The following is a 21,407-nucleotide window of genomic DNA, read 5'->3' on the forward strand; positions in this document are numbered from 1 at the left end:
GACGGTTTATCTGTCTGGGGTTGCAATCCATCGCCGATGAAAGTCGGTATCGTCGGACAGCGGGGGAACCATCGGGCGGTTTCGCTCGTGGGCGACATCGCCGAGCGCCTGCACGAGCTGGGTGTCGACGTGGGCGTCGACGAGTCGACACACGAGGAGTTCCAGCGCGGTGACGTCTGGCACGAGGACGGGGCCGACAGGATTGCGATGCCCCACTGTCTCCCCGTCGATGCGTTCAGCGAGTGCGACCTGGCGGTCAGCGTCGGCGGCGACGGCACCTTTCTCTACACGGCCCGCGGGGCCGGCGGCACTCCCATCATGGGGGTCAACCTCGGCGAGGTCGGCTTCCTGAACGCCGTCTCGCCCAACGAGGCGGTCGCGACGATCGCGGCGGAGGTCGAGCGCATCCACGAGACCGGCGAGCCGCGCTTTCGCGAGATGGCCCGTCTGCGGGCCGAGAGCGAGGACTGGGAGCTCCCGGCGGCGCTCAACGAGGTGGTCGTCCAGGGAGCCCAGCGCGGCCACGGCAACGGCGTGAGCGTCGAGGTGCGCGTCGACGGCTCGCTGTACACGAGCGGCCACGCCGACGGCGTCCTCGTGTCGACGACGACGGGCAGTACGGCCTACAATCTCAGCGAGGGTGGCCCGCTGGTCCACCCGTCGGTCGAGGGGTTGCTCGTGACGGAGATGTGCGCCGAGGAGGAGATGCCCTCGCTGGTCGTCGACACGGACGCGACCGTGACGGTGCGGGTCGACGACGCGGAGACGGCGGTCGCCGTCAGCGACGGGCGCATGCGGGAGACGGTTGCGCCGCCAGCGGAGATTCACATCGAGCGGGCCGCAACGCCCGTGCGAATCGCGGGGCCACCACTCGATTTCTTCACTGCACTCGGAAAGCTGGAGTGACTACCGCGAGGCGGTCGTGTAGAGAACGGGTCCGATGACGAGCAGTCCGAGGCCGAGCATCTTGTACTGTAGCACGCTGCCCAGCAGGTGTGCCCCGTCGCTGGAGACGGCGAACATACTTCCGGGCAGCAGCAGGAACAACGCCCCGAATCCGATGATGTGGAGCATCGTCACCTTCCGTGATTTCAGCGGTAGCGTCGCCAGCAGCCCGAGTACGAAGACGATAAGCAGCGCGTCGCCGACGTTGTACTGGAGCAGGAAGCTGTCGATTACCTGAAGCGGTGGCGCGAGCATCCTTGTTCGGAACTGGCCTTGTGGCAATCTTTAAACTTCCGTTACTCTCCGCATCGAAAGGCCGCTCTCAGGAGAACACATACTTATTACCGGTGGAGTTCGGAGTGTCACGTGTGTCATCGGGGAGCAATCGGGCGACTGTCCTGGTCGTCGACGACGAACCGGAGGTCGCCGACGTGTACGCCCTCCGGCTCCGGGGGGAGTACGAGACGCGCACTGCCTACGGCGGCGAGGAGGCTCTGACAGAGCTCGACAGCGGCGTCGACGTCGTGTTGCTGGACCGGCGCATGCCGGACATCTCCGGCGACGACGTCCTCGCGGAGATACGCGACCGCGACGCCGACTGCCGGGTCATCATGCTGACCGCCGTCGACCCGGGGATGGACATCCTGGAGATGGACTTCGACGACTACCTCTGCAAACCCGTCGAGAAGGCCGACCTCGTCGCGGCAATCGACCAGCAACTCCAGGTCCAGCGATACGACGAACGCCTCTCCGAGTATCTGGAGGTCACCTCCAAACTCGCCCTGCTGGAGGCCGAACTGTCGAGCCAGGCGGTCGACGACAACGAGGAACTCCAGGAGCTGTCGGCCCGTGCCGAGGAACTGAAGGGGAAGATGGACCAGACCATCGACGAGTTCGAGGACATGGAGGCGGCCTTCCGCGAAATCGCCCGCCATCCCGGCTAGCCACCGGACCACCCGGTCCGCCGTCGCCCCGCTGTCTCGACTATCCGTCCGTGCCGACCGGCGTGTACAGCACGTAGCCGCGCGTCCCCGTCGGGCTGTCCACCGTCGTCGTCCTGACCCGGAACTCGACGGTCCCGGTGGGTGTCTCACAGGCGACCACGTCGTCGAACTGCTCGCCGCGTTCGGCGGCCGCGACGACGGCGTCGCTCCGCGCTGCCAGCATCAGGGCGTCTCTCAGCGCCGCGTTCTCAACGGCGCTCGCGCCGACGTCGAAGGTATTCGCGAACGCCGGGTTCGCCGCGCGGACGACGGGTCCCTCGCCGGCGTCGTCGAAGTACAGAATCGGGTCGGGGCTGCCCTCGAAGAGGTCGACGGGTTCGGGGTCGGGCACGCTCTCGGGCTCCCCGCCGACGGTCACCGACTCCGGCTGTTCGGTGTCGGTCGTCCCGAAGACGAACAGGCGCACGACAGCCCCGAACCCGCCGCCCGTCGCGGCCCCGAAGACGACGGCGAGCGTCTCGGCGGCGGGGGCCATCGCGCGTGCGACGCCCAGTCCGATGGCACCGCCGGCGACGGCACCGCCAACAATCCACCCGACGAGGACCACCGCGCGCCGACGGCTCCCCCCTGGGCTGGCGAGCAACACCGGCGTCGCGGCGACGAGGGACCCGTCTCCGGCGAGGACGGCACTCGCGGTCGCGACTGCGGCGGCGAGGCCGACAGCGCGGACGAGCGACCGTCCGGGGTGGGACTGACGCCACATTACGTGTGGTGACACTACCTCCCACGTTTTAAGGGTACGTCATCTCCTTCCGCTTCCCGTCGAATATTTACCGGTGCTCGGTCAACGACTACCCGACGTGACACCGACGTCCGAGGACCGGCGGGTCGTGCTCGTCGTCGACGACGAGGCGGCCATCGCGGACACGTTCGCGTTCCAGCTACAGGGCCCCTACGAGACCCGCGTGGCCTACGGCGGGGAGGAGGCCCTGGAGATGGTCGACGAGAGCGTCGCCGCCGTCCTGCTGGACCGCCGGATGCCGGACATCCACGGCGACGAGGTGCTCGCGGAGATACGCGACCGCGGGCTGGACTGCGTCGTCATCATGACGACGGCGGTCGACCCGGACCTGAACATCCTGGCGATGGACTTCGACGACTACCTCTGCAAGCCGGTCACCGGGGAGACGCTGCTGGAGACGCTGGACCAGCACGTCGGCCGCCCGGACCGGGCGGAGGGAAAACTCGACGAGTTCTTCTCCATCGACTCGAAGCTGTCGGTGCTGGAAGCAGAGAAGACGCCGGCGGAACTGGCCGACAGCGAGGAGTACGAACGCCTCGAACGGCGGGCCGAGCGACTGGAGAGCGAACTCCGCGAAGAACTCGCGGACTTCGACGACCTCCTCGCGACCTACCGCGACATCGACCGCGGGACCTGACTACCGCGGGTCGGGGCCGGTCTCTGACGGGGGTTTGAGGTAGGTCTCGCCCCACGCCGCCATCTCCTCGATGACGGGGCGCAACGCCGTCCCACGGGCCGTCAGCGAGTACTCGACGCGAAACGGCTTCTCCGAGACGATGTCGCGGGCGATCAGCCCGGACTCCTCGAGGTCGCTGAGGCTGTCCGAGAGAACCTTGCTGGAGATGCCGTCGACGGCCTCCTGGAGGGCGTTGAACCCGAGCGGTCCCTCGTCCAGCAACCGGTGGACGATGACCGGGTGCCACTTCTTCCCGATGAGCATCGCCGTCGTCGTCACCGGGCACCAGTCCTCCCCGACGCACTCGACGGGGTGCCGTTCGGGGTCGTCCGTCTCGCTCATCGGTCGGTCCCGGGTACGTCGCCCATCGTTACACCATGGCCCTGGCCTCGACGGCACCGTCGGACTGCAGCCACGCCTGGTGGTTGCCGCGGTCGTAGATGACGGTGCTGTCGCTCAGTTCGAGTTCGGCGTACTGTGCCTCGTCGTCCGCAGTGGTGTCGTCCTGTTCCATGCTGGGGAGTGCCGGACGGGCCGGCGTTTCACTTCACCACTAGGTAACCCTTCGTCATTGTTAAGACTTAGCACACCAACCGGTAACCAGGTTACAGATAGTAACCGATGTGGGGGTTTCCCGGACCTCACCTAGATTCAACTCTCGGCCGGTCGTGGGGTCCGTATGAGCATCCACGTCGCCATCGTCGGTGCGTACGGGAGCGCCGGTACCGCCGTCGCCGACAGACTGGTGGAGGTCTCGGACGTCGAACTCACGCTCGTCGACGACGGTGACCCCGGCGGCGGCCTCTGCATCCTCCGCGGGTGCATGCCGTCGAAGGAGGTCCTGTCGGCGGGCGCACACCGCTTCCAGGCGCGCCACGACCACCGCGTCGGGGAGGCACCGCCGGTCGACCTCGACGCTGTCGTCGAGACGAAGGACGAACACATCGCGAACTTCGCCGAGCACCGCCGCAGCGCGGTCCACGGCTGGGCCGAGCGCGAGGACGTGACGCTGCTCCGGGACACCGCCCGGTTCGTGGACGACCACACCCTCGCCGTCGGCGACGAGACGGTCGAACCGGACTACGTCGTCGTCGCGACGGGGTCGACGGTGAACCTCCCGGACCTGCCGGGCATCGACGACGTCGACGTGATGACCAGCGCGGACGTGCTCGACGCCACCGAGTTCCCCGACAGCGGCGTCGTGATGGGCTTTGGCTACATCGGCATGGAGATGGTCCCCTACCTCTCGGAGGCCGCCGGGATGGACATCACCGTCATCGAGCACGACGCGCGACCGCTGGACGAGGCCGACCCCGCCTTCGGCGACGCCGCCCTGGACATCTACCGCGAGGAACTGGGAATCGACGTCAGGACGGAGGTCTACGAGGAGCGAATCGCTGAGACGGCCGACGGCGGCGTCGCGCTCGACCTGGACGACGGGTCGACCGTCGAGGCCGACCAGCTGTTCTGTTTCACCGGCCGCAAACCGACGCTGGACGGCCTCGGCCTGGAGAACACGGCGATAGAGCCCGGTCCCGACTGGGTCGCCGATACGATGCAGGCCCGCGACGCCGACCACGTCTTCGTCGCCGGCGACGCCAACGGCAAGGAGCCGATTCTCCACGTCGCCAAGGAACAGGGCCACCAGACGGCCGCGAACATCCTCGCGGACGCCCGCGGCGAGTCGATGGCGCCCTACGAGAACGTCCACCACCACGTCATGTTCTCGGGGCTGGGCGTCTACCCCTTCGCCCGCGTCGGCCACAGCGAGGCGTCCGCCCGCGAGGCGGACTACGACGTCGTCGTCGCCACCCGCGAGGCGAGCGACGACGGCGTGTTCAAGACCAAGGACACCCCCGAGGGACTGGCACGGCTGGTCGTCGACCGCAGCGACGGGACGGTGCTGGGCTATCAGGGGTTACACTACCACGCCGACGTGATGGCGAAGACGATGCAGGTGGTCGTCGAGATGGGGCTGGACGTCCGCGAGGTGCCCGACCGCTCGTACCACCCGACGACGCCCGAGATACTCGACGGCCTCCTGCGGGAGTGTGCCGACGGGCTCGCGGACGACTGAGCGGGGTCGCGACGCTTTCTCCCGGCGCTACACGGGTTTCTCCCGCTGTCGGTCCACTTGTCCTGCCCCAAGGGTAGGCCTATATCCTCGCACGACCAACCTCTAGATAGAGTGTCATCAATGTACGAGACGATACTGTTTCCGACGGACGGCAGCGAGGGAAGTGCTCGGGCCGAACAGACCGCGCTCGGCCTCGCCGACCAGTTCGGCGCGGAGGTACACGCGATGCACGTCATCGACACCCGTCACTACAGCGAACCGGCGCTGAGCGCGATGGAACTGGTGACCGACGAGGCCGAGGACCGCGCGATGGACCTCCTCGCCGACGTCATCGACACCGGGGAGGAGCGCGGCGTCGAGGTCACCTCACACTGCTGCCACGGCGTCCCGCACGACGAAATCATCGCGTACGCGGACGACATCGACGCGGACATCATCGTCATGGGCTACCGCGGCCAGACGCACAGCCAGAAGATGGGGAGCGTCGTCGACCGCGTCCTGCAGGACACCGAGCGGCAGGTGCTCGCGGTCTGACCCGCCGGTCTGCGTGACGGGGAGAGAAAAGGGTCCGATGGGACGGACCCGTCGGATTCCGGGCACCGCCGGAGCGGTGCCGCGACTATGGCGTTTCTGGGGCGGTCATCGGCTGGTCCGTTTGACGTCGTGAGGGATGATTGCGTCCGGGTCAGTCGACGACCACCACCGGCGAGGTCGAGGCGAGCCAGGCATCCGGGTTACCGCGTTCGTGAACGATGAACCGGCCGTCGCTGTACAGTGCTTCGGTGGCTGGAATGGTGTGTTTCATACTGTTTCTCGACGGCCAGCGATGCCGGTCGCCACACTGTCAATGGCGTGCGACCGTATTGGGTATGCGTACCGATGCCACGAGACACGATGACACTACCGGTCTGCCGGCCTCGGCGACGGCAGGGTATGGACACCATGCCGTCCCCGGCGGAGGGGGTCGATTCGGCGTATCTCCGCCGGTTTCACGGTCGAACGGGTCGTTAGAGGGTCCGGGTCGGTTGCGCTCCGACTTCTGACAGCCCCAAGCGCAACCGCTACGTGCGGGGGACCGCTACCCGGCGTGTGGACGAGACTGTCGACTGGCTCCGCGGTCGCCCCTACTACGAGGGGCAGGTGACCGACTACCGGGTCTTCGACGGCCGCGACGCGCAGTTCCGGGACGTGGACGTCGACCAGCGCCTCGAAGGGGCTCTCGCCAGCGACGGCATCGACCGGTTTTACGCCCACCAGGCCGACGCTATCGAGGCGGTCCGCAACGGCGAGAACGTCGTCGTCGCCACCGAGACGGCGAGCGGCAAGAGCCTCGCGTACACCGTCCCGGCGTTCGAGCGTGCGATGGAGAACTTCGGCACGACGCTCTATATCGGCCCGCAGGTGGCGCTCATCAACGACCAGGCGGAGACGCTCTCGGCCCTCGCCGACGGCCTCGGCTTCGGCTCCCGCGTCACGGTCGACCGCTACACCGGGCAACTCTCCCGGACCGAGAAGGAGGCGGTCCGCGAGCGCCAGCCGACGGTGCTTCTGACGACGCCGGACATGCTGCACTACGGCATTCTGCCCCACGCCCACCGGCTGTGGGAGTGGTTCGTCGAGCGCCTGGAGACGGTCGTCATCGACGAGGTCCACGCCTACCGCGGCGTCTTCGGCAGCCAGGTCGCGCTCGTCTTGCGCCGGCTGAACCGCGTCTGCGAGCGCTTCGACGCCCACCCGCAGTACGTCTGCGCGTCGGCGACCATCGGCAACCCCCGCGAGCACGCCGCCCGCGTCACCGGCCGCCCCGAGTCCTCCTTCGCGCTCGTGGACACCGACACCTCGGCGACGGGGCCGCGCCACTGGCTGTGCTGGAACCCCCCGGAGTACGAGGACGACGGCTGGGGCAGCGGCCGCCGGAAGTCCAGCCACACCGAGGCGAAACGGCTGTTCGTCGACCTCGTGACCCGCGGGCTCCAGACGGCCGTGTTCACCGACTCCCGCCAGACCGTCGAGCGGTACGCCACCGACAGCGCCGACGAACTCCGCCAGCGCGGGCACGCCGACCTCGCGGGACAGGTCGGGGCCTATCAGGCGGCACTCACCGACGACCGCCGCGAGGACATCGAGCAGCAACTCCACGACGGCAGCCTTCGCGGCGTCTGGACCACCAGCGCGCTCGAACTCGGCGTCGACGTGGGCGGCCTCGACGCGGTCATCCTGGACGGCTACCCCGGCACGCGGATGCAGACCTTCCAGCGCGCCGGCCGCGCGGGCCGTGGCACCGACCCCAGCCTCGTCGCGCTGGTCGCCGGCGAGGACCAGCTGGACCAGTTCGTCGTGCGCAACACCGACCGGCTGTTCGAGACCCACCCCGAGCAGGCGGTCACCAACCCCGAGAACGACGCGCTCATGCCCGACCACGTCCGCGCCGCTGCCCGCGAGACGTGGCTCCGACCCGACGACGACCGCCACTTCGGCGACACCTTCCCCGACGTCGTCGCGGACCTCGAATCGCGGGGTGACCTCGACCGGCGGACGACCGACGCGGGCCTGCGCTGGCTCTACAGCGGCGCGGGCAGCCCCCAGCACGAGATGAGCCTCCGGACCGCCGCCGACCGCGAGGTCCAACTCAGGACCCGCGACGGCGACATCATCGGCACGCTGCCGTTCGACGACGCGCTCCGGGACGCCCACCCCGGCGCTATCTACCACCATCAGGGCACCACCTACGAGGTGACCGACCTCGATTTGACCCACGACGTGGCCGAACTCGACCGCACCTGGGCCGACTACTACACGCGCGTCCTCCACGACAAGACCATCACCGTCGAGGAAGACTTCGAGGAGAAAGCCGTCGACGCCTACCCCGAGGTGCCCGTCCGCTTCGCGGAGGTCACGATGCGCAAGCAGATCACCGGGTTCGAGCGCCGCGACAGCAACAGCGGGGAAGTTCTCGGCGAGCGCCCCTTGGACCTGCCGGAGACGACGCTGCGCACGCGGGCGCTGTACTACACGCTCCCGCCGGACCTCGACCGCGCGCTGCGCGAGCGGGGCGACTTCGCCGGCGGCATCCACGCCGCCGAGCACGCCATGATCTCGATGTTCCCCTTCCAGTTCCTCTGTGACCGCCGGGACATCGGCGGGTTATCGACGCCGATGCACCCCCACACCGACCGCTCGACCATCTTCATCTACGACGGCTATCCCGGCGGCGTCGGCCTGGCCCGCAGCGGCTACGAGACCATCGACGACCTCGCCGAGACGACACTGGAGATGGTCACCTCCTGCGGGTGCGAGCGCGGCTGTCCGGCCTGCGTCCAGTCACCTCACTGCGGCAACGCCAACGACCCGCTCTCCAAGTCCGTGGCGACGGATCTGCTGAACGCGCTGGTCACCGGTGACCTGCCGACGGACGGCGGGAACTGATAGGGAGTATTGGAGCAATCCACAGGTTTGCGAGAGTAATATAAGATAGTTGTTGTATTTGCCGTGCAAGATACAGAGCGCGAGTCTTGCACGAGGATCTGCTCGAATAGCGGCCAAAGAGCATCGGTCGATACAGATGGTATAGATAGCGCGAGTATCTCAGTCAACCAAACTGATTTGATTCGAGCAGGCAAACTGGGTGTCATGCCCTCCCGACGTGACTACCTTGCTGGCCTCAGTCTGATCTGGATAAGCGGAGTTGCTGGCTGTACGGCTCTGAGCGACTCTGAGCCACTTAGTCAAGTCGAACTGGACAATAACACTGACGAAGACATTGAGACACTCGTGGAGGTAACCGACGAAGCGGACGAAACGATATTTCGACAGTCATTCATGATTGAGGCGGGAGATCAAGAGGAAGATACCGAGTGGTTCGACGGAGAACCAGCACGGATTTCGGTCGTCGTGGATGATGCAGAACCGCTTACCGCAGAGTGGCCGTCCCAAATCACCGAGGTTCGAGCAGGAGAACGACCCGAGAGACTCGGTGAGAGTCTCTGCGTCCAAGGGGGCGACTCAGTAACCGGAGTGTTTGTCCGTATCAGTTCCACCGAGTTGGTACGACTCGAACCGACCTGTGGAGACCCTCAATAGCACAATGCGAGATTCATGCTCTGAGTCGGTCACCTCGATTTCATTCAGTCACGAATCTGCCACGTTAGAACGTACGAATACTTCTGCAAAGCACTCCGAGACCTACAGCCGGAACCGCTCTAACACCGGTATCTCCGCGATGCGCTCCTCCGAGAGCAGGGCCCAGTCGATGCCCGCCGGCTTGTAGACCTCCCCTGGGCGGACGACCCGCTCTGGCGTCACCACGAGGTCCATCCCGACGTCGTGGGCGGCGGTCTCGACCGGCCCCTCGACCACCTGCCGCTCGTGGACCGTCGTCGCCACCGGCGTCTCGCCGTCGACCAGCCCGAGTTCGAGCAACAGCGCGTACTCCAGGTCGCTGTAGCCCTCGCCCTTGCCGATGCGGTCGCCGTCCTCGGTGACTGCGACGCTTCCCGAGACCACGAGGTCGATGGGAGCCACGTCGTCGGGGGGTACCTGCACGCCCTCCTCGTCGGCCCCGCCGATGGTCGTCGCGTTGTCGATATCGTCGATGCGGTCGGGGTCCAGTTCCACGAAACACTCCTCCTCGGCCAGCCGCGGCACCGCCATGTAGAGGGTCTTCCCGGCTTCCAGTGCCAGCCGGCGGACCGGCCGCTGGGGCGAGTCCGGGTTTATCTTGATGGCGTCGGCCGCGCGAAACTCCGGCTCGTCGGCGAGTCGCTGGGCGGCCGCGTCCGCGCCGGCGAAGTTCGGGATGCGGCCGTGGGGTGGGAACGGGAACCGCGCCTCACCGGACGCCTCCAGGTCGTCCCAGACCCGCTCGCGGAGCGCCTGCTTGTCCATGGCATCGCTTGCGCTGGCGACTACAAAAACCTGGAGTCGCCGCGGTCAGGGTTGCGGGGGCGGCTACAAAAACCTGGAGTCGCCGCGGTCGGGCTCGCGCGGGTGGCTACAAAAAAGTCGCCGCGGTCAGGCCCCGTCGAGGTGGCGCGCCATGATGGCGAACTCGACGTCGACGCCGTCGATGGTGCGGACCTCGGTGTCGAGGTGCCAGTACCCCAGCGACTCGTAGAACCCCGTCGCGTTCAGGGCGGCGACGACGTCGAGACGGTCGACGTCGCGCATCTCGGCGCGGGTCTCCAGTTGTCCCACCAGCGAACTGCCGATGCCCTCGCCGCCGTGGTCGGGGTGGACGTAGGCGGCCTCGATGCGGCCCGCGTCGGCGTTGAGCACGCCGTAGCCCGCCGTCTCGCCGTCGGCCTCCGCGAGCAGGACGGTGAACCTGTCGCTGCCGATGGCCCGCTCGAAGTCGGCGAGGCCGTCCTGGTCGGGTGCCCAGGCGGCTATCTGCTCGTCGCTGTAGTGAAAGCCGGCGACTTCCCGGATGGCGGCCCGCTTTACCGCGAGGACGGCGGCGGCGTCGTCCGGCGTCGCCTGCCGGAACTGGACGGCCGACATACTGTGGCATTTACTGGCATGGTACAAGAACGTTGCCGGCCGGGGCCGTCACCACTCGTGGAGCGGTCGCTGCTCGATGCGGTTCCGGAGGGTGTCGAGGTCGTCGGCCGTCACGCCCTGGCCGAACTGGGCCATCACGGCGTGGACCTCCGCCCGCGAGATCTTCACGTTGCCCTCGCGGATTGGGTCCTCCGGTCGCGCTTTCAGTTCGCGGATGGTCCCGACCGCCAGGAGGAACGGAATCGCCCAGGCCGACAGGGTGTTGCCGCGGTGTTCGGGCATGGCTTCGAGCCACGCCTGCGTCCCGTCGAGGTAGCCCTCGGCGTGGGCGGTGACGCGCTCGACGACCGACGCCAGCCGGTCGACGGCGGCGGGGTCGTCGATGTCCGACGGGCTGACGCCGGCGTCGTCCAGCCACGCCTCCGGCAGGTAGACGTTGTTCTCCTCGGCGTAATCGGTGCCGACGTCCTTGGCGACGTTGACGAGCTGGAGCAGGAGGCCGAAGTCGCGGGCGTGTTCCTCCAGCCGGTCCGTGACCGCCGTGCTGGCCTCCTGTGCGACGAGGTTGGTGACGAGATCGCCGACCGTGCCGGCGGCGTACCAGCAGTACTCCTCCAGTTCGTCGACGGTCTCGATGCGCAGGCCGCCCTCGTCGGCGTAGCGCTCGACGAACTCCGCCATGCCCGAGACGAGTTCGCGGACCGGCGGCCGGATGCGGTCGCGGGTGTCGGCGTCGAGCGCGCGGAACGTCCCCAGGACGCGGGGAGCGCTGGCGACGACCCGCCAGTCGGCGCCGGGGTCGGACGGGACCCACTCGCTCACCGCCGACTCGAACTGCCCGGCGTCGGCGTCGCTCGTCGGGTCGAGCACGTCGTCGTAGATCCGGAGCAGGCGGGCCTTCTCCGACGGCGGGATGTGTGGGTCGTCCTCGATGGTGTCGGCGACGCGGCAGACGAGGTAGCCGACGCAGATGTCGCGCGCCATCGGCTCGTCGAGTTCGGCGATGGTGATGGCGAAGGTGCGGGAGACGTCCGTGACGGCGTCGTAGCACCACGCGAGGTCGGCGTTGCCGGTACTGCGCTGTGTCATCGCTCGACCACCGTAGAGCAGGGCGGCTGAGGGCTCATCGATTTTCTTGTCTATACTATGGTATCATCGGTTATATACTACCGTTGTTCGCCTCGCTACTCTCCCCCCTGGGCCGACACGTTTATGTGACAAATAGCCGAACTTTATCGCATGGTCCCCGACCACTCCGACTCCGGCTGTCCGAAGTGTGGCCACACGGAGACCGACGTCGGCACCATCGCGGCAACCGGCGGCGGCCTGAGCAAGATGTTCGACATCCAGACCAACGAGTTTCAGGTCGTCTCCTGCCTGAACTGCGGGTACTCGGAGCTGTACCGCGACACCGGCTCGCGCGGCAGCGACATCGTCGACGTGTTCCTCGGCTGATGAGCGCCGCCGGCGTCTTCGTCCTCGCTGTGCTGGTCAGCGTCGTGCTCGGCCTCCTGCTGGCGGTGCTGGTCTGGAGCGAGAACGAGCGCGAACCGATGGACCGCCGGGAGGCCGAACGCGTCGCGCGGCGGGACACAGGGGAGCACGGCCGCGAGACCGACCGCGAGGACTCCCGCTGGGAGTGACGACCCCCGGTTTCTTGCCCGTTGGGAACGCACAGCAAGTGTGGCCGACGACCCACCTGCCGACGTGCTCGCGGTCCTCACGCAGTTGCTCGCGGAGACGCGCACGGCGCTCGCGGAGGGCGACAGGGAGACGGCCCGGGAGACGGTATCCTCCGCGGAGACCGTCGCGTCGAACAAGCTCCCGGGCGGCGAGCGCCGCGACGCCCTCCTCCACGGCTGTGGCCGCGTGCGCTCGCTGCTCGACCCCGAGGACGGCGACATCGAGGCGGACGTCGCCACGGAATACGTCGCCGCGATGGAGCGGCGGCTCCCGGAGGAGTGACTACTGCTCGCGGTCGGCGTGGGCGTCCGGCTGGAACGCCGGCGGCAGGCCGGTGTGTCTGATGCCGTTTTGCTCGGTTATCTCGAAGATGTACACCTCGACGCCGGCCGAGAGGTCGGCCCGCTGGAACACGTCCGGCCGCCAGGCACGACTCACGCCCTCGGCCGGCTCCGTCGGCTCCTCGGGCCGCGGCTTCCGGAGCGTCCCCGTGAGCATGACGCTCTCCCAGTTGAACATCGAGTCCGCGCTGAACACGAGAAAGCTCGCCTCATCCGTCTGCTCGCTCAGCGTCGCCTTCCGGCTCTCCGACCCCAGCAGATAGGTGAAATACAGCCGCGACTCCCCGTCGTAATCGTACGACAGCGGCAGCACGTACGGTGCCCCCTCCGTGGGCAGCGCGAGCACGCCCAGCCCCTGACCCGCCAGGAATCCACGAATCTCCGCGTCGCTCATCCGCTCCAGTCCGTACTCGTGCAACTCGTCCACTGACATACGTTACCGTATGTCCGAGAACCCGATAAAGTATGACCCGACTACGCGGACGTGTACTGCCGGTGCTCGACGCGTTTCCGTGGGCATCCGGCAGGTATCCCGCTGGAACAGCGGCGTCGGCCGGCACACTGCGGGACAATCATCTTGACGCAGTGTCACGACAGTACGGAGTGATGCCCTTCCCGATTCGCGTGGCCGACGTGATGCAACGCCCCGTCTACACCATCACACCGGAGCAGACCGCGGCGACCGCCGCGGCCCGCTGTGACGAGGAGGACATCGGCTCGCTGGTCGTCGTCGACGACGGCGAGCCGGTGGGTATCGTGACCAACGCCGACCTCGTGCGCCTGCTGGGCAGCGCCACGGACCCCGGGACCCGCCCGGTCGAGGAGTTCATGAGCGCGCCGGTGGTGACCGTCGCGCCGGACGCGACGGTCGGCGAGGCCGTCGAGCGGATGCGCGAGAACGACATCGCACGGCTCGTCGCCGTCGACGACGCTACAGTCGTGGGTATCCTCTCGACGGACGACGTGGCACGCGTCGTTCCGCAGATTCTCCACCGCAGCGAGATAGAGCCGTCGGATGGCGACACCCGGTATCGCGTCCGCCAGGAGACGGCCTACGAGAACGAGGACTGGGACGTCGAGTGTGTCACCAGCGGCGAGGAGGCGGTGACGGTCGGGGACCGCGTCACCTTCGAGAAGACCCTCTCCGAGGAGGACGTGCGCACCTTCGCCGCCGCCAGCGGCGACACGAACCGCCTCCACCTCGACGACGAGTACGCCGCGGAGACGCGCTTCGGTCGGCGCATCGTCCACGGCACGCTCGTCGGCGGCCTCATCAGCGCCGCCCTCGCCCGCCTGCCCGGCGTCTCCATCTACGTCTCGCAGGACCTCTCCTTTCTCGCGCCGGTCGAGGTCGGCGAGCGCGCCCGCGCCGTCTGCGAGGTGGTCGGCGAACTCGACTCCAACAAGTACACGCTGACGACGGACGTCTTCGGTGCCGACGGCGAACCGGTCATCGAGGGCCAGGCCGTCGTCCTCGTCGACGCCACGCCCGAGACGGGCCGCGTCGAGGTGGAGGCGCTGGCCTGACCTGTTGGCGCGACAACCGTTTTGTCCGTGGCTCCCGCAGTTCCAACGGATGGCCAGACTCGGACTGACCGGCGACGTGATGCTCGGCCGGCTGGTCGACGAGCGCCAGCAGCGCCGTCCCGTCGGGGCCGTCTGGGGGGACGTGCTCGACCGCCTCACCGCGCTCGACGGGCTGCTCGTCAACCTGGAGTGCTGTCTGTCGACGCGAGGGGAGCCCTGGACGCGGACGGAGCGGGCCTTCCACTTCCGGGCCGACCCGGACTGGGCGGTCCCCGCACTCCAGCGAGCGGGGGTGGACTGCTGTGCGCTGGCGAACAACCACGTGCTCGACTTCGAGGAACCCGCCCTGCTGGACACGCTCGGCTACCTCGACGAGGGCGGCATCGCCCGTACCGGTGCCGGTCGGACCCGCGAGGACGCCTTCGAGCCGGCGGTGTTCGCCGTCGACGGCTGTACCGTCGCCGTCGTCTCGCTGACCGACAACACCCCCGAGTACGCCGCCGGGGACCGGTCGCCGGGGACCGCCTACGTCGAAATCGACCGCGAGAACGAACGGACGCGGGCGGCCGTGACCGACGCGCTGGCCCGCGCCCGCGCTCGCGACCCGGATCTCGTCGTCGCGTCGCTGCACTGGGGACCGAACATGGTGGAAGCGCCGCCGCGGCGCTTTCGTGCGTTCGCCCGGTGGCTCGTCGACGCGGGCGTCGACGTGATTCACGGCCACAGCGCCCACGTCTTCCAGGGCGTCGAGGTGTACGACGGCCGCCCCATCTGCTACGACACGGGCGACTTCGTCGACGACTACGCCGTCGGTGACCTCCGCAAAGACCGGAGCTTCCTGTTCGAACTGACGGTGACCGACGACGGGGCCCTCTCTCACCTCCGCCTGCACCCGACCGAGATATACGACTTCTCGGTCCACGAGGCGCGCGCCGACGTCGCCGAGTGGAGCCGCCAGCGGATGCGCCGCCTCTCGGAGCCGTTCGACACCGCGTTCGACCGCGACGGCGACGCCCTCCGGGTGGCCCTCGGCGGCTGAGTAACTTCCCAGCGGCCGGGAAGTCCCGAAACGGCGACGGACGACCGAGCGGACTATCCCACATGGTCGAGACCCACTGGGACGACCTCCGCGGGCGGGAACTGCGCTACGACGGACACACGTGGGAACTCACTGGCGACGTGGTGGTCCGCGACCGCGGCGAACTGCTCGCGGTGGACGTCCGACAGGTCGACGGCTCGAAGCACGGCCACGCGACGCTGTCGTTCGCCAACGAGAATCCGCCGAAGTCACTCAATCCCGGGACGCTCGGCGACCACTTCCACCGCCTCGAAACCGACAACGGGCACACGGTCGTCGTCCGGACCGAGGGACGGACCTACCGCTACGAACTCCACAGCATCGAGTACGAGTAGCGCCCGTCAGGACAGGTGGTCGGCGAACCACTCGCCCGCCAGGTCGGCCACCGTCTCCAGTTCGCCCTCCCCCTCGAAGAGGTGGCCCGCGCCCTCGACGACAGCGATGTCTGTCTCGCAGGTCAGCGCGTCGAGCACCTCCCGGTTCAACTCCAGCACCTGCGTGTCCGCGCCCCCGACGATCAAACGCGTCGCGGCGGTCACGTCGGGTGCCTGCTCGGCCGCGAGGTCGACGCGACCGCCCCGCGAGACGACCGCGGCGACGTCGTCACCGCGCTCGGCGGCCGCACGAAGCGCCGCGGCCGCGCCGGTGCTCGACCCGAAGTAGCCGAGGGTCAGCCCGGCGGTCGTCGGGTTGTCGCGGACCCACTCGGTCGCCCCGAGCAGGCGGTCAGTCAGCAGGTCGATGTCGAAGCGGGTCTCGCGGCGCCGGTCCTCCGCTTCGGTGAGCAGGTCGAAAAGCAGCGTCCCGAGGCCGCGCTCGCGCAACTGGTCCGCGACGAACGTGTTCCGCGGGCTCTTTCTGCTGCTGCCGCTGCCGTGGGCGAAGATTACGAGACCGGTGGCGTCCGCCGGCACCTGGAGTTCCCCCTCCAGTTCCACGCCGTCTGTCTGAATCGTGACGAGACTGTCTGACTGGTCGGTCATGGATTGTGGTGTGCGCTGTGTCGTCGGCTGGTCGTGTGGCTGTCCCGACTCACCCGACGGCGACGGAGACGGTCCCCCGCTGGTGCGTCGTGGGTCGTGACAGGACGTGGTTCTCCACCTGAAACGACGGTCGCCCGGCGCTTAATGGGCGGTGTCACTCGGGGGTGTACTCGGCGGCGAGGTCGGCCCGCAGCGACTCGGTCACCGACGCCAGCCCGTCGCCGACGTCGACCGGGTACGGGTCCGGGTCCCGCAGCGCCCGGGTCCCCTCCGGGAGGCGTTCGCGCTGTCGGCGGGCCCGCTCGCGGGACGCGTCCAGCCCGGGCAGGTCGTAGACGAGGTCTCCGTCCTCGAAGACGTCGACGAGCTGGTCCTCGCCGGGCGCGGACTCGTCGCGGGCCGCCAGCACGTCGCGCTCGAACCGGCCGTCGCGCTCCACGCGGTTGACGCTCTTCTGTCCGGGGTAGGTCACCTTCCCCGTCGAGAGTTTCATCGTCGGCGCCAGCTCCCCGTCGCGCTCGACGGCGACGAGCTTGTAGACCGGGTCCAGCGTCGGCGCGTCCTTGCTCGTCACCAGCGCGGTGCCGGGACCGAACCCCGTCGCGACGCCGCCGTCGGTGAGGAAGTCCGCGATAGCGTACTCGTCCAGCCCGGAGCTGACGAAGATGCCACAGTCGACGATGTCGTTGACCTCCTTCGAGAGCGCGACGAGGTCACCCGAGTCCAGGCGGACGCCGCGGATATCGACGTCCCTTTCGTCTGCAACTGCCGCCGCCGTCTCCGCGCCGCCGACGGTGTCGTAGGTGTCCACCAGCAGGACGGACTCGTCGCCGTAGACGTCGACGAAGGCCTCGAAGGCGGCCCGTTCGGTCGGGAAGCTCTGGACCCAGGAGTGGGCCATCGTGCCGAAGACGGGGATGTCGAAGGCCCGCCCGGCGGCGACGTTCGAGGTGCCGGTGACGCCCCCGAGGTAGGCCGCGCGGGCGGCCTTCAGGCCCGCGTCGGTCCCGTGAGCGCGCCGGGAGCCGAAGTCGACGATGGTCTGGTCGTCGCCGTGGCGGTCGACCGCCTCGCGCATCCGCGCGGCCTTCGTCGCGACGAGGCTCTGGAATCCCACCTGGTTGATGAGCAGCGTCTCGAACAGCTGTGCCTCGAAGATGGGCGCGGTGACTTCCAGCAACGGCTCGTCCGGGAAGACGACGGTCCCCTCGGGCAGCGCGCGCACGTCCCCCGAAAAGTCGAAGTCGGCCAGCGCGTCCAGCACGGCGTCGCCGAAGCCCTGCGTCGCGAGGTAGTCCAGCGCGGCGTCGGTGAAGGTCAGGTGCTCCAGGTAGTGGACGGCCTGTTCGAGGCCGGCGGCGACGACGTAACCCCGGTCGGTCGGCAGGTCCCGGAAGAACAGGCTGAACGTGGCCTCGGGGGTATGTCCGGTCTCGACGTACCCCTGCATCATCGTCAGTTCGTAGAGGTCCGTGAACAGTGCGAGCGCGTCGTCGGTCACCGGGGCGAACGTCGTCCGTGCCATGGGTTGTCCCGGTCCCGCCGGAGACGGAACCGTGGTTTCCCCCGCAACGGACCGCCGTCGTATTGTTATGAGCCGAATACGACTGCCCGCGCCACGGCGCGGATTGCGACCGCTGACCCGTCCCGGGCCGGGGTAGCCGCAACCTTCCGTTATCTCCCCGCCCCGCACACGGCGGCTAGTAGGGTGTTTCTCTCGGTACGGGGTCTGAAACACCAATCAACGGTTAGCTCTGTTTATCGGTCGGCCCGGCGAAACACCGGCTACGATGAAACGATTACTCGTGACCGCCATCGTGGCACTGGTCGGGATAGTTGCCATCGTCGCGATAACCCGCCGTCGCCGCGAGCACGCGCCGGAAGCGTAGCTGACCCCAACCGCGGCACAGTGCCGTCGCTCGCCGGCAGCACAGGAGCGGTTGCTCAATCGAAACGCACCCACGGGTGCCAGCCCGGCCACGGAGGATAACCTGTCTGTTACAAAGCCGGTCCGCGGCGAGCAGTCACCTGGTTAGCTGGCCCCCGGTCGCTGCCTCCGACGACGCAACAGGGCGCGGACGGCGTTCGTTCGTCCCCGGGTGGCCGTCGCCCGGTCCCTGGCCCGGCCGCCGTGAGAGAGCATGGATTCCGAACGTTCGTTCGAACTGTTGTTGCTCGCACTCGCGACAGTCCTGACGCTGTTGCTGTTGCGGCCGTTCGTCCCCGTCGTGCTGGCGTCGATTCTCCTCGCGTACCTGCTGCGGCCGCTCTATACGCGGCTGGAGCCGCGACTCGGCGCGCGCCCGAGTGCCATCGGCCTGATTTTCGCGACGCTCGTCCTCTTCGTCATCCCGTTCGTGCTCCTGTTCAACGTGGTGGTGTCGGGGCTTCGCGACCTTCTGGCGACGATACGCGAGAGCGGCGTGACGACTGGCATCGACTTCCAGGGGTTGCTCGAATCGACGTTCGGGCCCGGCTTCGACGTCCAGACGTCGCTGCGGGACTTCCTCCAGGACGCACAGGGCGCCGACATCCTGCAGGCCGTCTTCGACGCCCTCGGCGGGGTCTCGTCGGCGTTCATCCGGCTGACGATACTGCTTTTCCTGTTGTACTATCTGCTCAAGAGCGGTGCCGACCTCGTCGCGTGGGTCGTGGACCTCGCGCCGCTCTCGCCGGACGTCGCGGAGACGCTGCTCGACCGGTCGGACAGGCTGCTGTTCGCCGTCGTGGTCGGCAACACGGCCATCGCCGTCGTCGACGGACTCCTCGTCGGCCTCGGACTCCTCATCACGGGCTTTACCGACGTGCTGTTCTGGACGTTCCTCTCCATCTTCCTGGCGCTCATCCCGCTCATCGGGACGACGGTCGTCTGGATACCTGCAGCTATCTACCTCCTCCTCATCGGGAACACGGCCTCCGGGGTGTTCCTGTTTCTCTACGGCGCGCTCGTCGTGGGGGCAGTCGACAACGTGTTGCGCCCGTTCCTGGGGTCGAGCGAGGTGGGACTCGACCCGCCGCTTTTCATCTTCGGGGTGTTCAGCGGGCTCGTCGTCCTCGGGTTCGTCGGGCTCTACTTCGGCCCGGTCATCCTCGGACTGACGAAGATACTCTACGACACGCTCGGGAAACGCGTCACTCGCGGCGACAGTTCCGGGTGAGACCACCGCCGGCGGCGGGGCCCCACATGCCCCCGCCAGCGACCGGCGAGTCTCGATGCCCGCAGCCCACTCGCGGGTCGCCGTGCTGGCCTCGCTTCGAGGCGGTAAGGTCGTGCTTCGGCCGGAGGCGGCGTCGCCGTCCGCCTGCGAGTGCTCACACTCCCGGCGACGACCCCGCTCGGTAACGGACCGATACCGCGGCTGTCGCTGCCCGGCACGCGTCTCACCCGCTCGCTTCGCCGGGTAAGCCCGGCCAGTGGGGCGATTGCGCGCGAATAACAAAACCGCACAGCGGTGTACCCGGGACACACGCCCCCGAGAACGACACCGACGGCTCCCGACCCCCGTGGCCGGTCCGGGGCGCAGTTCCCGGCCTGGGGCCGGCCCGACGGAGCACCTCGGCGGCACCACGACCGATTCGACCCGGAGCACCTATGGATACCTCGAAACTTCCTTCGCGGACGACCGCAGCAAGCATCGTCGTGACGCTGCTGGTCCTGGCGGCCGGGGCGGCGGCCGGGACTGCGGCACTCACCACCGAACACGCGGGCGAGGCGGCCCTCGGAGCGGGACCGTCGCCGGTGCCGGTCCAGCAGGTCCAGGTCGACCCGGGTGAACGCGTCCGGTTCGCGCCGACGGTCTTCCAGGACGTCGCCGGGCAGGTCGCGCGCGAGGACGGCGAAGTGACCGTCCAGGGCAGAGCGACCGGTGTCGACGAGGTACTGGCCGTGCTCGTCGACCGCCGGGGACGGATCGCCTCGGAACTGGTCACCGTCGACGACGACGACGTCTTCGAGGAGGACGTCGCGCTCGTGACGCCGGACGGGACGGAACTCAGCGAGGGGGTCATCGCGGCGGCCGTGTTCTCGCCCGGCCGCGACGGCGTGGTCGGCGACGGGGAACTCGCAGGCGTCACCCGGGCAGACCTGGAGGCGCTCGACGAGAACACCCGCCAGCGGGCCAGCCTGATACTCCAGAACCGGACGGTGGTCCGGACCCGCGCGCAGGTGTTGCAACTGTTCTACGAGGAGAGCATCAACGACACCGCGAGCGACGACCTGGCGCTTCTGGACGCGTTCACGTACACGGACGGCCGGACCACTATCCTGTCGGTCGCCCCCGATTCGCAACTGAACCGGACGGGCACCAGTCCCGTCCCGGTCGGCGAGCGGATGGTGATTCGCGGGCTCACGAACCGCAAGCCCGACGACAACACCATCACGGTCGAGGCACTGGAAGGGCCGACCCCGGAGGCGTTCGACTTCGCCGCGACCGACCGCTGGGGACTCAACGGCGTCTGGGCGGTGCAACTCGACACCGACGGCGTGGAACCGGGGACCTACGTCCTCGAAGCCGACGACGGCGACAGTTCCGACCGCGTCGAGGTGCGCGTCCTCCCGAACGCCACGGCGTCTGTCAACGAGACGGCACCGCCGTCTCTCAACGCGACGCCGACCCTGGACGCCAACGCGACGACGCCGGACGCCAACGCGACCACGCCGGCAGCCAATGCCACGGCGACACCAGCAGTCAACGATACGGTGATGCCGGCGATGAACGCGACAGCGATGCCGGCAGTGAACGCGACAGCCACCCCGGCAGCCAACGCGACGGCGACGAACGACTCGACCAGCGCGAACGGCTCGACGTAGGCCACACCACCGTCGCCGACCTGGCTGCAGTTCCCCGGCCGT

Annotated in this window: 25 protein-coding genes; 15 read left to right on the forward strand and 10 right to left on the reverse strand. The window is 68.3% G+C overall.

The annotated features are described in order from the left end of the window. Positions 1 to 36: 36 nt before the first annotated feature. Complete coding sequence (locus WDJ57_RS13660; RefSeq protein WP_338901370.1) at positions 37 to 906, forward strand: NAD(+)/NADH kinase; 870 nt, start codon at positions 37 to 39, stop codon at positions 904 to 906. On the opposite strand, the gene WDJ57_RS13665 is transcribed toward WDJ57_RS13660, so the two are convergent. Next, the gene (locus WDJ57_RS13665) at positions 907 to 1,200 is read right to left on the reverse strand and encodes a hypothetical protein (protein ID WP_338901371.1); all 294 of its coding nucleotides are present in this window, start codon (positions 1,198 to 1,200) and stop codon (positions 907 to 909) included. 113 nt (positions 1,201 to 1,313) lie between these two features. Between WDJ57_RS13665 and WDJ57_RS13670 the strand changes: the two genes are divergently transcribed. Then, on the forward strand, positions 1,314 to 1,889 hold the full coding sequence (locus WDJ57_RS13670) for a response regulator (protein WP_338901372.1): 576 nt from the start codon (positions 1,314 to 1,316) through the stop codon (positions 1,887 to 1,889). Positions 1,890 to 1,929: 40 nt separating this feature from the next. On the opposite strand, the gene WDJ57_RS13675 is transcribed toward WDJ57_RS13670, so the two are convergent. Continuing rightward, on the reverse strand, positions 1,930 to 2,652 hold the full coding sequence (locus WDJ57_RS13675; RefSeq protein WP_338901373.1) for a hypothetical protein: 723 nt from the start codon (positions 2,650 to 2,652) through the stop codon (positions 1,930 to 1,932). A gap of 97 nt (positions 2,653 to 2,749) precedes the next feature. Here WDJ57_RS13675 and WDJ57_RS13680 point away from each other — a divergent pair, with 97 nt between their 5' ends. After that, positions 2,750 to 3,328 (forward strand): response regulator transcription factor, encoded by a 579-nt coding sequence (locus WDJ57_RS13680; protein WP_338901374.1) that lies wholly within the window; start codon positions 2,750 to 2,752, stop codon positions 3,326 to 3,328. Here WDJ57_RS13680 and WDJ57_RS13685 read toward each other — a convergent pair whose 3' ends face one another. After that, complete coding sequence (locus WDJ57_RS13685) at positions 3,329 to 3,709, reverse strand: winged helix-turn-helix transcriptional regulator (RefSeq protein WP_338901375.1); 381 nt, start codon at positions 3,707 to 3,709, stop codon at positions 3,329 to 3,331. Positions 3,710 to 3,737: 28 nt separating this feature from the next. Then, a complete protein-coding gene (locus tag WDJ57_RS13690; protein WP_338901376.1) occupies positions 3,738 to 3,881 on the reverse strand; it encodes a DUF7331 family protein in 144 nt (47 codons plus the stop codon). A 165-nt stretch (positions 3,882 to 4,046) separates the two neighbouring features. Between WDJ57_RS13690 and WDJ57_RS13695 the strand changes: the two genes are divergently transcribed. The 4 genes from WDJ57_RS13695 (at position 4,047) to WDJ57_RS13710 (ending at position 9,524) form a co-directional block, all read left to right on the forward strand. After that, the gene (locus tag WDJ57_RS13695; protein ID WP_338901377.1) at positions 4,047 to 5,444 is read left to right on the forward strand and encodes a dihydrolipoyl dehydrogenase family protein; all 1,398 of its coding nucleotides are present in this window, start codon (positions 4,047 to 4,049) and stop codon (positions 5,442 to 5,444) included. Between the two features lie 120 nt (positions 5,445 to 5,564). Beyond that, a complete protein-coding gene (locus WDJ57_RS13700; RefSeq protein WP_338901378.1) occupies positions 5,565 to 5,978 on the forward strand; it encodes a universal stress protein in 414 nt (137 codons plus the stop codon). A 555-nt stretch (positions 5,979 to 6,533) separates the two neighbouring features. Beyond that, positions 6,534 to 8,870, forward strand: coding sequence for a DEAD/DEAH box helicase (locus WDJ57_RS13705; RefSeq protein ID WP_338901379.1), 2,337 nt, complete (start codon positions 6,534 to 6,536; stop codon positions 8,868 to 8,870). Between the two features lie 204 nt (positions 8,871 to 9,074). Continuing rightward, entirely contained in the window at positions 9,075 to 9,524 is a 450-nt protein-coding gene (locus tag WDJ57_RS13710; protein WP_338901380.1) for a hypothetical protein, read from the forward strand. A gap of 102 nt (positions 9,525 to 9,626) precedes the next feature. On the opposite strand, the gene WDJ57_RS13715 is transcribed toward WDJ57_RS13710, so the two are convergent. The 3 genes from WDJ57_RS13715 to WDJ57_RS13725 form a co-directional block, all read right to left on the reverse strand. Then, positions 9,627 to 10,328: a 5-formyltetrahydrofolate cyclo-ligase gene (locus WDJ57_RS13715; RefSeq protein WP_338901381.1), complete on the reverse strand. Its 702-nt coding sequence runs from the start codon at positions 10,326 to 10,328 to the stop codon at positions 9,627 to 9,629. Positions 10,329 to 10,454: 126 nt separating this feature from the next. Further along, positions 10,455 to 10,943, reverse strand: coding sequence for a GNAT family N-acetyltransferase (locus WDJ57_RS13720; protein ID WP_338901382.1), 489 nt, complete (start codon positions 10,941 to 10,943; stop codon positions 10,455 to 10,457). A gap of 48 nt (positions 10,944 to 10,991) precedes the next feature. Then, complete coding sequence (locus WDJ57_RS13725; protein ID WP_338901383.1) at positions 10,992 to 12,032, reverse strand: phytoene/squalene synthase family protein; 1,041 nt, start codon at positions 12,030 to 12,032, stop codon at positions 10,992 to 10,994. 150 nt (positions 12,033 to 12,182) lie between these two features. Between WDJ57_RS13725 and WDJ57_RS13730 the strand changes: the two genes are divergently transcribed. Genes WDJ57_RS13730 through WDJ57_RS13740 form a run of 3 tightly spaced genes read left to right on the forward strand, consistent with a single transcriptional unit; the run spans position 12,183 to position 12,908 of the window. Further along, complete coding sequence (locus WDJ57_RS13730; RefSeq protein ID WP_338901384.1) at positions 12,183 to 12,398, forward strand: zinc ribbon domain-containing protein; 216 nt, start codon at positions 12,183 to 12,185, stop codon at positions 12,396 to 12,398. Next, positions 12,398 to 12,586, forward strand: a complete 189-nt coding sequence (locus WDJ57_RS13735) for a hypothetical protein (RefSeq protein WP_338901385.1) — start codon at positions 12,398 to 12,400, stop codon at positions 12,584 to 12,586. Before WDJ57_RS13730 ends, WDJ57_RS13735 begins: the two co-directional genes overlap by 1 nt. Positions 12,587 to 12,626: 40 nt before the next feature. Then, the gene (locus WDJ57_RS13740) at positions 12,627 to 12,908 is read left to right on the forward strand and encodes a hypothetical protein (protein WP_338901386.1); all 282 of its coding nucleotides are present in this window, start codon (positions 12,627 to 12,629) and stop codon (positions 12,906 to 12,908) included. On the opposite strand, the gene WDJ57_RS13745 is transcribed toward WDJ57_RS13740, so the two are convergent. Beyond that, positions 12,909 to 13,400, reverse strand: coding sequence for a pyridoxamine 5'-phosphate oxidase family protein (locus WDJ57_RS13745; RefSeq protein WP_338901387.1), 492 nt, complete (start codon positions 13,398 to 13,400; stop codon positions 12,909 to 12,911). A gap of 173 nt (positions 13,401 to 13,573) precedes the next feature. On the opposite strand from WDJ57_RS13745, the gene WDJ57_RS13750 reads away from it, so the two are divergent. The 3 genes from WDJ57_RS13750 (at position 13,574) to WDJ57_RS13760 (ending at position 15,907) form a co-directional block, all read left to right on the forward strand. Further along, on the forward strand, positions 13,574 to 14,494 hold the full coding sequence (locus tag WDJ57_RS13750; RefSeq protein ID WP_338901388.1) for a CBS domain-containing protein: 921 nt from the start codon (positions 13,574 to 13,576) through the stop codon (positions 14,492 to 14,494). Between the two features lie 49 nt (positions 14,495 to 14,543). Further along, on the forward strand, positions 14,544 to 15,533 hold the full coding sequence (locus tag WDJ57_RS13755) for a CapA family protein (RefSeq protein ID WP_338901389.1): 990 nt from the start codon (positions 14,544 to 14,546) through the stop codon (positions 15,531 to 15,533). Between the two features lie 62 nt (positions 15,534 to 15,595). Then, positions 15,596 to 15,907 (forward strand): hypothetical protein, encoded by a 312-nt coding sequence (locus WDJ57_RS13760; protein WP_338901390.1) that lies wholly within the window; start codon positions 15,596 to 15,598, stop codon positions 15,905 to 15,907. A 6-nt stretch (positions 15,908 to 15,913) separates the two neighbouring features. Here the strand turns inward: WDJ57_RS13760 and WDJ57_RS13765 are convergent, their stop codons facing one another. Both WDJ57_RS13765 and WDJ57_RS13770 read right to left on the reverse strand, forming a co-directional pair. Then, a complete protein-coding gene (locus tag WDJ57_RS13765) occupies positions 15,914 to 16,555 on the reverse strand; it encodes a dienelactone hydrolase family protein (RefSeq protein ID WP_338901391.1) in 642 nt (213 codons plus the stop codon). Positions 16,556 to 16,709: 154 nt separating this feature from the next. Next, entirely contained in the window at positions 16,710 to 18,080 is a 1,371-nt protein-coding gene (locus tag WDJ57_RS13770) for a nicotinate phosphoribosyltransferase (protein WP_338901392.1), read from the reverse strand. Between the two features lie 616 nt (positions 18,081 to 18,696). On the opposite strand from WDJ57_RS13770, the gene WDJ57_RS13775 reads away from it, so the two are divergent. Continuing rightward, complete coding sequence (locus WDJ57_RS13775) at positions 18,697 to 19,713, forward strand: AI-2E family transporter (protein ID WP_338901393.1); 1,017 nt, start codon at positions 18,697 to 18,699, stop codon at positions 19,711 to 19,713. Between the two features lie 434 nt (positions 19,714 to 20,147). Next, the gene (locus WDJ57_RS13780; RefSeq protein WP_338901394.1) at positions 20,148 to 21,365 is read left to right on the forward strand and encodes a hypothetical protein; all 1,218 of its coding nucleotides are present in this window, start codon (positions 20,148 to 20,150) and stop codon (positions 21,363 to 21,365) included. Positions 21,366 to 21,407 lie beyond the last annotated feature (42 nt).

It is taken from the genome of Salinibaculum sp. SYNS191, assembly GCF_037338445.1.
Lineage (GTDB): Archaea > Halobacteriota > Halobacteria > Halobacteriales > Haloarculaceae > Salinibaculum > Salinibaculum marinum.